Raw genomic sequence first — 14,908 nt, 5'->3', positions numbered from 1 at the left:
GGATCCATGAAAAAAATAGGCAAAACTATAGTGATCCTGTTGATTTTAGCGGGCTGGATATATTTCCTGACCAGCCCATATGAGGGACTTAACTCCCCTGCTGAAATCTCCAGCTATAACAACGGTTTATTAACTCTTGAACCTCTAAAAACAACAGATTCTGAAATTAGCGGCTTACCTTCAGAGGCTACTGTCAAGGTGGACAGCATAGGCATTCCGCATATATTTGCCAAGGATGAGAAATCATTGGGTTATGCACTTGGATATATGCACGCCCGTGACAGGTATTTTCAAATGGAAATGATTTCCCATATAGCTATGGGTAGACTAGCAGAAATCATAGGTGATCCAGGCCTTGGTTCAGATAGCGAATGGCGGGCGTTTCTCTTTGAGGAAAAAGCAAAAGAAACCTATTCTAACCTTGCTAGCACTAACCCTGAGCTGCATGCCTACCTGGGGGCATATGCAGATGGTATAAATGCTTATGTAGAACAGGAGAAATCATCTGAAAGAGACCCGCTGTACCTTTTGTGGGACTATGAACCTAATCAGTGGGAGCCTTCATACACATTCCTCATCCAGTGGTATCTAAGCGCTCAGCTTACGTATTATACTGATTACGTTGATAAGCAGGAATTACTAGATAAGGTGCCGGAAGATATCCGCAAAATACTATATCCGACAAAACCTGAAAACCAACGTTTTATCATTCCGGAAAGTGAAAAAGTATTAGCGTCTTCAGAGATAAAAGAAATGCCCGTAGCCGGGATATTCCGGAAAGGAAAAGCGAATACATATAATACTACTCCGTCCAATAAAAGCCTTGGTAGCAACAATTGGGCTATTGCCCCTCAAAAATCAGCCAAAAATCAGGCAATACTTTGTAATGATCCGCATCTGGCGCTGACAGCACCTGTAATTATGTATGAAGTACAACTATCTTCCCCAAAGCTTCAGGCATATGGATATACTATCCCGGGAAGTCCGATTGTTGTAAGTGGTCATAATAGTAACATAGCCTGGGGCATAACCAACGGAGGTTGGGATGTAACGGAATTATACGTACTGAAAACAGACTCTACCAAGCCTGGAACATACTTTTATGAAGGAGAATGGCTGAAAACGGAATCTAAAAAATATACACTGAACAGTAAAGGGCAACCTCCTTATGAGATTACGGTAGAGTATTCTAAACTAGGAAAAGTAGTCAAAGATAAAGACCTCACATATGCTGTGTACTGGCACCCGCAAAAGGGTACCCATGCAACCCAAACCTTTTGGGATATTATGCAGGCTTCTGACTGGAACCAATTCAAATCTGCATTGAAGGGTTATGACCACCCTTCACAAAACTTTGCCTATGCAGACAGAAAAGGGAATATAGGTATAATAAGTGCAGGAAAAATGCCTGTAAAGCCCGAAGGATATGCGGGAGGGTTGCTTGACGGCACCAAAAAAATGACAGGCGAATACCTGCCTTTTGATTCTTTGCCTATGGCCTATAACCCCGCCCAGAATTACATATTTTCTGCTAACCAGGAGCCTGAGCGGGATGGCGATTACTATTCATCTCAATGGTATGATGACCTTTACCGCCCCCGCCGTATAGATAACCTACTATCTGAAAAGAATGATTTCCAGGCAAAGGATATGACTGACCTTCAATCTGATGTCGTGGACCTTATGGTTGCTGACATACAGGGGATTGCTAAGAAGCACCTATCAGAAAATAAACTGTCCGATAATTGGAAGCAATTTATGGAATGGGATGGGACTTTAAGCCCTGAGGATGACATGCGCTTTATGTACAAGGCCTTGAGGCAAAGTATTAATGAAAGCCGCACAAAAATTGCTGAAAAGCTGGATGTGAAAATGGCCCCTACCCTGGATCAGTTTATCCACTTCTTATTGACTGAAGAAGAAATAAAACTGAACGGTGAAATAGTAAAAACAGATAAGCTATTCGGTGATATAGCAGAGCGTACTGATTCATTGATTATAAGCCAATCTGGTAATACCCCTACTGGAAACCCCTTCTCATTTGAAGTAGGCCACTTAACAAGTCTTCCCGGATTTTCTATACCTGTAAATGGTATGGGTGGAAGTGAGAATACGGTTAACGTTAACTATGGTGCCTTCTCAGTAATAAGAACTGTGGTAGCACTGGACAGTACCGGTATAGAGTCTTGGATGATTACTGCCGGTGGGCAAAGCGGAAGAGTAAATTCACCTCGATATTTGCAGCAACTACCTGACTGGGTTAGTAATCAACCCCACCTTACTCAATCTCCTGAGCAGCCTGAACAGGTAAACCAAGTAGCTCAAACCATTCACTTTAAAAAGAACTAGCGATGAAATGGATTAAAGCGTTCCTTTTACTATTAATAATATTAGTCGGGCTACTACTGGTTGACCCACTGGTACAGATTTCACTATTTATCCTGGTAGGATTTAGTCTGCCCTTCTGGTGGAAGGCCAATGTATTGCCGCTGGTACCTACCGTTCTGACACTGGCTTTAATTACTACTATTGTAATATCTGTCTTTTATGCAGGAAGCAGCAACCTGGACCTCTTATCCAGAAATACTACTATCAGTGAGACACTTATACTTTCTATAGCAGGGCTAATAAATATGCTGACAATAGCTATATGTCTGCTTATGCCTGCATTTCTTATTCGCCTATGGGCGAAACCAGCTAAGGTATAAACCTCATAAAAACACTAAAATATTATGAATATGATTCCTCAGCCCACAAAAGAAAACCTTCCTCATTCTCTCGATTTGGAAGAAATGGGTGTTAAAGACCTGAATACATTTCTTCAGTGGTATGAGGAAAATCAGGAAACCTTGCAAGATCTTTTAAATCAGTATGGCGGATTATTATTGAGAGATACCTACATCCGGCAAGATGATGACTTTGCTCAATTCTCTGAAATAGCATCCAAAGGCAGTCAGCTCAATTATGCATCAGGCAACTCGCCCAGGTCCAAAGTTTTAAAAGGTGTTTATACATCCACAGAGTTTCCTGCCGACCGTACTATCGCTATCCATAATGAATTGTCTTATACCTCTTCATGGCCGGCTAAAATTTATTTCTGCAGTATTTTACCTGCAGAGACTGGTGGCGAAACCCCTCTTGCCAATAGTAGAATGATCTATGAAAACCTGCCTGAATATATCAGGAATGAGTTTGAACAGAAAGGTGTAGCATACATCCGTAATCTTCATGGGGGCAACGGTGTAGGTGTCTCATGGATGGACACTTTTGAAACTACCGATCCGGCAGAAGCTGAAGATATGATGCGAAATGCAGGCATGGAATTTCGATGGACTGACGGAACGGACAACCTTTGGATTAGAGATGTGAAAGATGCAGTTATAACGCATCCGGTGCATGGTTGTAAAGTATGGTTCAATCAGGCCGACGAGTTTCATCCAAGCAGTAACGGCGTGGAAATGTACCAGGCCATGCTCACCTTATATGGCGGTGACACAAGCCAGTTTCCTTTGTATGCACAATTTGGAGATGGGACAGACATTCCACTTGAATACCTGGATACAATCAGGAAAGTAATAGATGACTGTATTGTGACTTTTCCGTGGCAGAAAGGTGACCTGCTATTACTGGATAACATTATGGTAGGGCACGGTCGAAGACCCTTTACCGGAAAAAGGCGCACACTAGTCGCAATGTCTAATTAATTATATCTAATCATCACAGATAAGCTAAGACCAGCAAATAACTTCATGAATATTCTTCAGCTAGTAAAAAAACTTAAGCAGGCCGGAATCTTTTTAAGTGTTCAGAGAGGTGATCTAAAGGTAAAAGCCGCTAAAGGTGTCCTTACACCAGAACTTGTACAGGAAATAAGACAACATAAAGCCGAATTGTTGTCTGCTCTTTCTGTTGATGAAGAAGTTACGTCTGTTCCCCTTGCTCCTGAAGCGGAAGATTACCCCTTAAGCATGGCCCAGGAGAGTATTTGGGCATTAAGTCAGGATGAAGTTGGGTCTAAGGCATATCATATGCCTGTGGTTTTGAAGCTGAAGAATGGTGTTGATAAAGAAGTACTTTCTCAGGCGCTTAAATACATAGTGGGCAGGCATGAAATCCTGCATACAGCCTTTCCTGAAAATGCTTCCGGTGAGCCAAGACAGAAGATAGAAGATGAAAATCTTCAATTGGAATTCAAGGATGCACGAAGCTATTCAGAAGAAGAATTACGTATGATGATTGAAACGGAAAGCATGAAGCCGTTTCAATTAAATGTTGCTCCTTTACTGAGAAGTACGTTGCTGCTGGTAAATGAAGAAGAGTATATTCTTCTTATAACATTACATCACATTATTGCAGACGGTATATCGCTTGATATATTTAAAGAAGAGCTATTAATATGCTACCAGGCATATTATGAAGGGAGCATTCCATCTTTACCAACATTAAGTCATCAGTATAAGGATTACGCAGTCTGGCAAAAAGGAAATACTACTACCTCTTCTTATAAGAAATCTGTAGAGTATTGGAAGCAAAAGCTAGCCGGTGAATTGCCTGTTGCTGATCTTAAATCAGATTTGAGAAGGCCACGGTTTAAAACATATAATGGTAATAAGGTCCATTATACCATAAATTCTTCTCTCTATTCGTCAATTAAAGCATTCGCTGCAGAGAATCAGAGTTCTCCCTTCCCGGTTCTGATAGCAGCTATAAAATCCCTGATGTATCGCTATACAGGTAAAGAGGATCTCATCCTGGGGACTGTAGTGGCTGGTCGTGAAAAAGAAGAGTGGCAGAACTTAATCGGCCTTTTCCTCAATACGCTTCCTCTTCGTAGTTCGGTAGATGGCAGCCAGACCTTCGAATCATTTGTTGCCTTGCAACAGAACACATTACAGGAAGCATTAAATTTCCAGGAGGTACCCTTTGCCAGTCTGGTGGAAATGCTTAGTCAAGTGCCGGACCATAGCCGATCTGCCATCTTTGATATAATGGTCATATTCAATGAATATGAGGCTAATACTAATGCCCTAAAGTCGCTACAGCTTGAACCATTTGAGAATGACCAAAGAACTACTGCTCAGTTTGACATAACATTCTCCTTCCATGCCCACTCACAGGGCCTGAACCTGACCATAGAGTACAATACTGACCTGTATGACGAGCCGTTTATCCAGCGATTCGCGCGACATCTGGATACTATGCTGTCAAGTGCAATGGAGGCTCCTATGGCCTCTCTGGATTCAATTGAATTTTTAACAGGTACAGAAATAAACCAACTACTTGGTGACTTTAACCACACAGAGCGTCCCTATGACCTGACGAAGACACCTGTAGACCTCATCAGTGAATCTGTAGCTCAAAATGCAGATAAGACTGCCATAATCAGTGACAACAGGAAGCTGACTTACAGAGAGCTTTGGGAAGAGGTTAAGACACTTTCTGCATTTTTAAAAGACAGGCATCAGGCTGGCAAAGGAAAGGTTATCGGAGTACAGGTTTCCCGCACAGAGCGCCTGCCCTTAACATTACTTTCCGTATGGTACAGTGGAGCTGCCTACCTTCCATTAGACTTGGCCTACCCGGAAGAGCGAACAAGATACATCCTGGAAAACAGCGGGTGTGATCTGGTCATCACAGATGAATGGCTTGAAAACTATGACCTTGAACAAAAAGGCAATCTCCAAACTGAGTTACCATGTGCAGGAATTGACGAATTAGCCTACGTCATTTATACCTCAGGCTCTACAGGAAAGCCAAAAGGAGTCATGATTTCGCATCGTAACGCTTCATCCTTTATTCAGTGGGCCAGAGAAGAGTTTGACCAGGCTTCTTATGACCTTGTCTATGCAGGTACTTCACATTGCTTTGATCTAAGCATTTTTGAATTCTTCTATACGTGGGCTGCAGGTAAAACTATCCGCATTATACAGTCTGGTATACATATTCAGGACTATATATATCATGACAGAAATGTTCTCATTAATACTGTACCCTCTGTAGTTCAGCATCTTCTGGGTGAGCCGGAATTCCCATGGAGCCATGTAAATGTTTTGAATATGGCTGGGGAGGCGGTACCTCCAAGGTTTAGAGAAGTATTGAATTACAACCAGATAGAGGTTAGAAACCTCTATGGCCCTTCAGAAACCACCACATATAGTACAAATTACCGGTTTACCGATAAGGATCAGGACATACCCGTAGGAAAGCCAATAGCAAATACAAGAGTATATATTCTTGATAATAACCATAAGCTGGTACCGGTTGGGGTAAATGGGGAAATATTCATTGCCGGTGCAGGCCTCACAATGGGGTACCGCAATAAACCGGAGCTTACTGAAGAACGATATCTGCCGGATCCATTCTGCCCGGGAGAGAAGATGTATATGACAGGTGACCTTGCCAGATGGGACAATAGGGGTCAGATACATTACGTAGGACGTAAGGACCATCAGGTAAAATTACGTGGTTTCAGAATTGAGCTGGGCGAAATCGAAAAAGCACTGGAGCTGCACGCTCAAGTGGAAAAAGCGATTGCAATGGTGATTCCTTCTGATAAGAAGGGGCCACAACTGATAGCTTGGATTAAAACGCCGGATGAAATTGATGTTAAAGAAATTAAGAGTTTCATCCAGCAGTTTTTACCTCCTTACATGACTCCAGACCACTTCCAGTTTATGGAGGAGTTTCCGCTTACACCAAATGGGAAAGTAAACAGGGCGGCACTGACGTGGAGTGAGGGAAATCAGGACGATCAACCTGAAGAACTTATCCTTCCTGGTAATGATCTTGAAAAGAAAATATTTGGTATCTGGAAGGAAGTACTGGGAGAGGCAGCTTCTTTCGGAATTACCGATAGCTTTTATGAGGCAGGTGGTAACAGCCTGCAGGCTGCACGTCTTCTCTCTCTGCTAAAACAACAAATAGGAGTAGGTGAAGGAATACGGTTTGTATTGGAAAACAATACGGTAGAAGCCCAGGCAAGGAAGCTATCACAAACAGATAATACTATTGAACTACCTATTCCTGTAGCTCCTGACCGGAATAGTTATCAGCTAACCGGGTTTCAGGAACGCATGTGGGTGCTGGCACAGGCAAGCGGAGGAAATGAGGCATACTTACTTTCCGGAGGCATCAGTATTTCCGGAAAGTTGGATGTACCGAAATTAGAAGAAGCATTTAAAGCAGTTCTTGACCGTCATCACCTCCTGCGGGCCAGGTTTGAAGAAAACGAATATGGTGAAGCAGAGTATAGCATTATTCCAACGGAAGAAACTTCCTTTACATTAGAAGTACTAAAAAAACCTGCGGATAAGGAGCGCGACCTTGCTGTAAAAGAAACGCTACATACAGCTATTGACCTTAATACAAGCTTACCCATAAGGGCTCTTCTTGTCCAGTATGGAGAAGACAGGTTTGAACTGATTTATACTATCCACCATATAGTTGCAGACGGGTGGTCATTAAAGATCCTGGAACGTGACCTTATAAGCTCTTATACAAGACTGGTCCCGTTTAATGACAAAGGGCTTGAGCCACTGGAAATTCAATATAAGGATTATGCAGCCTGGAAAGCAGAACAGGCTGACCATTCAACCCTTCAGTTTTGGAAAGAAAAACTGGCTGCCCCGATTCCTGAGCTTACACTTGCCGGTAGCAGACCACGCCCTTCAGAAAAATCTTTTAAGGGTTCTTCCAAACATTTAACTGTATCGGAAGAGATTACAAGTAGGCTTAAAGAATTATGCGTTCAAAATGGGACTACGCTATTCAGCGGCCTCATTGGTAGCCTTCAGATGCTGTTACAAAGGCTGAGTGGCCAGGAAGACATTCTAATAGGTACTGCTGTAGCAGGGCGTGAACACAGCGCCTTACAGGATCAGGTTGGACCATATCTGAATACCATCCCTTTACGTGGTAAAGTAAAAGATGGCCAGCCATTCGGTGAAGTGTTGACAAATGCAATGGAAACTGTCCATACTGCGCTTGAGTATCAGCACCTTCCATTCACAAGTATGCTTCATCTGACCAATGTGCCATACTCCCGTAACAGGTCTGCCCTATTTGACGTGATGGCCGTACTGCAAAACCAGACGCAGACAGATTTTGGGGCTGAGGGTATAGTGGAGTCCTCCGGGCTTACTTTTAAACAAGTCGACCTGGAAGAAGGAGAAACAAGCCAGATGGATCTTTCTTTCTTCTTTATTGAGAATGAAGGAAAATTAAAGATAAACCTAGTTTACGATATTTCGCTCTTCGATGAAATGGTTGTTGAGCAAATACTGGGTCGCTACCAGGATTTGCTACAGGGCATAGTAAATAACCCTAACGCCAGTGCAACTGATCTGATCACTCTTAGTGATAACGAGATATCATTTATCAATAATCAAAAGCAGTTGGCCGGACGTAAAACCAGGCCTAAAAAAGAGAAAAGCGGCTCTCCCCAAACTTCTCTTGAAATTAAAATATCAGAGCTTTGGAATAAGGTACTTGATACTAATACCGAATTTGACATTGAAGATAATTTCTTTGAGATGGGAGGAAATAGTCTGCATGCTGCAAGGCTTGTATCCCTCATTAAAAGAAACATAGGATTACGTCAGGGAGTACGTTTTATCTTTGACCAACCTACAATCAAATCTCAGGCTATACAGATAGAGGCAGAGGATGAAGCAGGTACAGAAGCGATAGAAAAAGCCCCGGAAAAGAAAAGATATCCACTGAGTGCCTTCCAGGAAAGGCTATGGATCATGCAAAGTCTGCAGGAAGAGGCTTCCCAAGCCTATCATGTTCCCGGCGGCATGCGTGTTTCCGGCGCATTAAGAGCCGACCTGCTGGAAAAAGCCTTCCGGCATTTAATAACAGAGCAGGAAATACTACGTACTACCTTCAATGAAAATGAATATGGAGAGCCATATCAGGAGGTTAAGAGTGCTGAGGTAGTACAGTTTACAATGGAGCTTCGTGAGGTCTCTGACGAACAAGCCATTGAACAGATCATTCAGGAGCATGCATCCGAACCCTTTGACCTGAAAAGCGGCCTGCCTATCAGAGCCCTTCTGCTTAAAATTTCAGCGGAAGAGCATATATTGCTTTACTGCCTTCACCATATAGTTTGTGACGGATGGTCACTGAAACTTATGGAAAAGGAGCTGATGGCTAACTACCTGAGGCTGGTTGAAAACAGAGGTCCTGAAGAAGGGGCTTCACTTGTACAATTTAATGATTACGTACATTGGAAATCTTCTCAGGATTTATCCCAGGCAAAAGCTTATTGGAAATATAAGCTTAATAGTCCTCTTCCAACATTCAGCCTTCCTGTAAAAACATCAAGGCCGGAAGAAAAAACATTTAAAGGAGCCAGTTCCCACACTATTATACCTGAGAAATGGGTAAATGGCTTAAATGAGTTATGCAGAAACAATGGAACAACTCTTTTTACAGGTCTTCTGACCTCTCTTAAGGCCGTACTTTCTCATTATAGCGGCCAGGAAGACATCATTATAGGAACGGCTGTAGCAGGGCGCGAACATCCTGACATTCAGGATACTATTGGCCCTTTCCTTAACACTCTTCCTATAAGGACCACTATATCACATAGGGAGGATTTTATACATGCTCTTCAAAATGTTAAGTTATCTGTAGTTGAAGCTTTTGATTTTCAGCAGGTTTCTTTTGCTGAAATGCTAACACTGACCAGACAGTCTTATGATGCTTCGCGCTCGCCGATTTTTGACATTATGGCTGTATATCAGAATCAGCAAAAGGCAGGTATTGGAGGGGATGTTAAAGCCTTTGCAGAATTACACGGCCTGGAAATTCAACCACTTCCTGAAGATATATCCCGGACAAGTCAGATGGATATGTCATTCTTCTTTGTAGATCAGGAATATGGCCTGGAGCTAATACTCGTATATAATACCGATGTATATAGTCAGGAAATTATCGACAGGCTCTTAAATATATACCTGAAACAACTGGAATTTTATATAACCCAGCCCGAAAGAAGTCTGGATTCATATGAATTTCTGAGTAAGGAAGAGCTGAAAATACGTGCCGAAAACCTTCAAAATTCTGTTACAGGTACAGTTAATGTAGAAAGCCAGCCTGCACCAGCCCGTGACTTCAAACTGTCAGAAGGTAGTCTGGAGGAAAAAATACACCAGCTATGGCAGCAAGTTATAGACGAAAAGCAGCAGTTTGGCCTGGAGGATAATTTCTTCCAGGTTGGAGGTAACAGCTTACATGCTGCACGTCTGTTAAGCCTGATTAAGAGACATATTGGGGTTAATCATAATGTGCGTTTTGTATTTGAATACAGCACTATTAAAAGCCAGGCTGATTATATAAACGGCACTTCCCAGGCAGCTACTGAAACTGGTATTCCAAAAACCCCTACTCAGTTTCACTATCCATTGAGTGCGTTTCAGGAGCGTGTATATGTGCTCTCTAACTCAAAAGATGGTGGTGAGGCCTACCATGTACCGGGCGGCTTAGAACTTAAGGGAGAGATAAATAAGGAAATGCTTGAGGCAGGATTTCTTCACCTTATAGAAAGGCATGAATTATTAAGATCTGTTTTTGAAGAAAACCAATATGGTGAACCTGTAAGGCGGGTATTAGGTACTGATGAGATCAGGTTCAAATTAGAAGAGTGTAAAGTGTCTACCGAGGAAGAGGTAGGCGATTACATCAGCAAGATTACAGTTGAGCCATTTGATTTAGCCTCTGGCCTTCCTATCAGAGTATTGATTGTAAAAGTATCTGAGCAGCATCACTATTTACTGTATTGTCTACATCATATAGTATCTGACGGCTGGTCCATTAAGGTGATGGAAAAAGAGCTGATGGAAACATACACGCTATTACGACAGGGTAAAAACCCGGCTGTTACTCCATTGCCTATACAGTTCCAGGATTACCTGGTCTGGAAAAACAGCCAGAACCAGGAAGAAGCTGCGGCGTATTGGGAAAATAAACTTGCCAGCCCCCTCCCTACCCTGGAAATTCCTGTGGACCATAGAAGGCCCAAAGAGAAGACCTTTAATGGAAAGACTAAACATCTTACTATACCTGCAGAAGCTTCTGATATGCTTGAAAATCTCTGCCTGGAAAATAACACAACGCTGTTTACAGGCATAGTCTCAAGTCTCAGAACCCTACTTTGGCGCTACTCAAATCAGAAAGATATTATTATTGGCACCGTAATAAGCGGCCGCACACATAGTGATACAGAAGATCAGATTGGTCCTTACCTTAATACTTTACCTCTTCGAAACCAAATAAATAGTGAAGCCACTTTTGTAGAAAACCTATCAGAGGAGCGTAAAGTGATTCTCGATGCATTTACCAACCAGGAGTATCCATTTGTCAAAATGCTTGATTTGCCTTGGGTGGAATATGATAGCAGTCGCTCTCCGCTATTTGATGTTATGGTCGTTTACCAAAACCAAGAGCAGGCAGGTATTGGAGGTAACGTCGATGGGTTCATTTCTGAAACCGGACTTGAAATAACGGGATTGGATGACAAGGGCATGCGTACCAGTCAAATGGACATGTCATTTATATTCGTTAAGCAGACGGAAGGGCTTACACTTTCTCTGGTATTTAATACTGACATATACCCGGAAAGCTTTATCGGGCGGTTACTGGACAACTATCTGGCGTTACTCCAGGGTTTAACTAAAGGGTCTGATAAACCTGTAAGTAAGTTAAAAATGGTCAGTGAGGAAGAGGCTCAAAAGCAGCTTAACTTCCTAAGTGGCTGCGTAACAGAATTCCCGATTGCTTCTGTAACAGAACTTTTCGAGGAACAGGTAAAGCACACACCAGACAGGATTGCCATTACTGATGAAAACAGGGAGATAACCTATTCCAGGTTTAACGATGAAGTAAATCAACTGGTAGGGTTTCTAAAGGAAAAAGGAGTTCGGCCGGGTGAAAGGGTGTGCATCCAAATGAAACGCAGTGCAGATATGATAATTAGTGCATTTGCTGTTTTGAAATGTGGTGCTGCATATGTACCGGTAGCTATTGATTATCCTGAAGAAAGAAAGCAGTTGATAATAGAAGATAGCGACTGCAAGCTTATTATTAATGAGACGTTGTATGGAAGCTTTCAGAATGTTCAGGGGAACTTTTCTGCAATAAATCCTGAATATTCAGTACCAGCAGATTCAACTGCTTATATAATATATACATCAGGATCTACTGGCCGTCCCAAGGGCGTTGTTGTAAGTCATCGTAATATCATCCCCCTTACCCGCAATACCAATTTCGTTAATGTTGGCGAGGAGGATGTTTTATTGCAGTGGTCAAGCTTTGCATTTGATGGGGCAGTATGGGATATTTTTGCCACCCTGTTAAACGGAGCAAAACTAGTAATGCTCAGGGAAGATGAGATAGCCTCTGTAAGTAGTATCAAGGCAAAAATTGAGGCTCATAACGTAACTCTGCTGTTCATTACTACTGCACTTTTTAATGTCATTGTCGATACAGATATCAGTACCTTCAAGTCATTACGAAAGCTTTTATTTGGCGGTGAATTAGTTAGTATGGACCATGTAAGCCGCGCTTATAACCACCTGGGTAGTGGAATCATCCAGCATATGTACGGACCTACTGAGACTACGGTTTATACCACTTCATATCCTGTCAATGAATTTAAACCGAATAGCCTTACGATACCTATTGGCAGCGCCCTGAGCAATAACACAGTTTACATTCTTGACGAAAACCTTCAACTGGTTCCTCAAGGAGTAATAGGTGAAATATGCATTGGTGGTGACGGACTGACATCAGGTTATTATAATGATATAGAGAAAACCGAGCAAAAGTTCATACCCCATCCATTTGAACCAGGTCAAAAAATATATAAATCAGGGGACTTGGGTCGCTGGCAGGAAAACGATGCTATATCCTTTATAGGTAGAGTTGACCATCAGGTGAAAATAAGAGGTCATCGTATCGAGTTAAGTGAAATTGAATATTTCCTGAGCCAGATACCGGAGATTAAAAGTCTGATTGTCGTAGTCAGAGAGGATGAAAATGGGGAAAAATTTCTGTGCGCCTACTTGGTTGCGGAGAACTTTGATGAGAACTCGGTAAGAAATTCTTTGAAACGGGTATTACCTGATTATATGGTGCCTGACACCTTCATGCTAATGGAGGAACTACCCATTAATAATAATGGTAAAATAGACAGGAAAAGACTGCCTGATCCTATACGTGCTGTTAAAAATATAGTATCTCCTTCCGGCAGTGCTGAGGAAGCTCTGCATAATATATGGCAATCCCTACTAGGCAACCGGCAAATAAGTGTAACCACCCCATTTGCCGAGATGGGAGGACATAGCCTGAAGGCTACACGACTAGCAGCGTCCATTAGAAAAGAATTTGGCGTAGAGATATCTCTAGGTAGCCTGTTGTATACATCTATAAGGGAACAAGCCTTATCGGTTAAGCAGGCAGATGCAGCCATACTTCCTGAGATTATATCCTATCCTTTACAGAATAATTATCCCCTTAGTCAGGAACAGAAAGGTGTGGTTCTGGCTGATATATTTCAGAATAAAGGAAGAGAGTTTTCTATGAGCGGTAGTCTTGTATTGAATGGAAACCTTCATATCGAAAACTTTAAGAAAGCTTACAGAACATTATTTAATCAACACGATTCACTGAAAACAACCTTCAAGGCTGATGAAAATGGAGAGATCAGGCAATGGATAAACAATGTATATTCAGATGAGCAAATATTTATATTAAAGGATATATCACAGGCTGAAGATTCTGCTGCTGCAATCAGGGAGGTATCAAATAAAATGTTTGAAAACCCTCTGGACCTGCAGGATGGGCCATTGATGCGCTTAGCCTTGATTAAATGTAATAGCAATAAACATGTAGTAATCTATTACATGCATCACGCCATTGCAGATGGATGGAGTTTACAGTTGATCCAGGAAAACTTGCTATTAAACTATGCTGAATATTCAAAAGGCACTCAAGAATTTCCGGAAAAAGGATTACAATACACCGATTATGCTATCTGGCAGGAAGAGCAACTAAGAAATGGCTACTTCACACCATTTGAAACCTATTGGCAAAACCAGTTTAATACTAAACCTGAATTTGCCAGGATAGTAGAAAACGATGAGCCCCGGGTTGAACAAGGTTCAGGCTGGTATCGCCATTCATTTGACGAAAAATTATTTGAATCCATTCAGGCTAAATCTCAAAAGGATAAGCTTAGTCTGTTTACGCTTAGTTACGCTGCTGTAAACCTTATGGTTTACACTTATTCAGGGCTGGGAGATTTGACAATTCCCAGTCCGTTTGCCGGCAGGTTTGATGATTCTTTGTATCGTGTCTTAGGCTGTTTTGCTGACCTGGTTTTATTGAGGGTAAAATTTGATGTAAATGGCACCATTGATAACGCCATAAAAAATGCAGGAAATACAGTTAGGGGCGCATATCAATATCAGGCCTACCCATTATCCTTAATGCATGAGTTTCTTCAGGACAGCTATAAATGTGATATAGCAAGCGAAAGCAGACTTTCTGTAAACTTCCTCAATCTGGATATAAACAATCCTGAGGAAGAGGATAAAATCCTTTCTGATACAGGCTTAACTACCAGCGCGTATCATGAGGGGGATTTCCATAGCAAATTTGACCTAAATTTTGTGTTTAGCGTTCAGGATGACACTCTTCAAACACGTATAGAATATAATAAAAGCCTCTATTCTTCAGAATTCATTGAAAATATGGCAGAACGACTCAATGATATCTTCCGCATGATGACAATGGAGCCGGAAACTACACTAGCAGATCTTAGAGACGTCTACAAGTCACAGGCTATCCAAAGCGTATTAGATGGCGCCATGATGGAGCTTGATGACGATTTTTAAGCTAA

4 protein-coding genes are annotated in these 14,908 nt (G+C 41.9%); all 4 read left to right on the top strand.

Going from position 1 to position 14,908, the window contains the following annotated elements; all coding sequences use genetic code 11:
- Window positions 1-6: 6 nt before the first annotated feature.
- Genes AB9P05_RS16285 through AB9P05_RS16270 form a run of 4 tightly spaced genes read left to right on the top strand, consistent with a single transcriptional unit; the run spans window position 7 to window position 14,903 of the window.
- Window positions 7-2,349, top strand: coding sequence for a penicillin acylase family protein (locus tag AB9P05_RS16285; protein WP_371909890.1), 2,343 nt, complete (start codon window positions 7-9; stop codon window positions 2,347-2,349).
- A 2-nt stretch (window positions 2,350-2,351) separates the two neighbouring features.
- A complete protein-coding gene (locus tag AB9P05_RS16280; RefSeq protein WP_371909889.1) occupies window positions 2,352-2,708 on the top strand; it encodes a hypothetical protein in 357 nt (118 codons plus the stop codon).
- A 24-nt stretch (window positions 2,709-2,732) separates the two neighbouring features.
- On the top strand, window positions 2,733-3,704 hold the full coding sequence (locus tag AB9P05_RS16275; RefSeq protein WP_371909888.1) for a TauD/TfdA family dioxygenase: 972 nt from the start codon (window positions 2,733-2,735) through the stop codon (window positions 3,702-3,704).
- A gap of 45 nt (window positions 3,705-3,749) precedes the next feature.
- On the top strand, window positions 3,750-14,903 hold the full coding sequence (locus tag AB9P05_RS16270; RefSeq protein WP_371909887.1) for an amino acid adenylation domain-containing protein: 11,154 nt from the start codon (window positions 3,750-3,752) through the stop codon (window positions 14,901-14,903).
- Window positions 14,904-14,908 lie beyond the last annotated feature (5 nt).

Source organism: Roseivirga sp. BDSF3-8 (assembly GCF_041449215.1).
In the GTDB taxonomy this organism is placed as follows: domain Bacteria; phylum Bacteroidota; class Bacteroidia; order Cytophagales; family Cyclobacteriaceae; genus JBGNFV01.
Note: the sequence above shows the minus strand (reverse complement) of the source record. Positions and strands in the feature narration are given on the sequence as shown.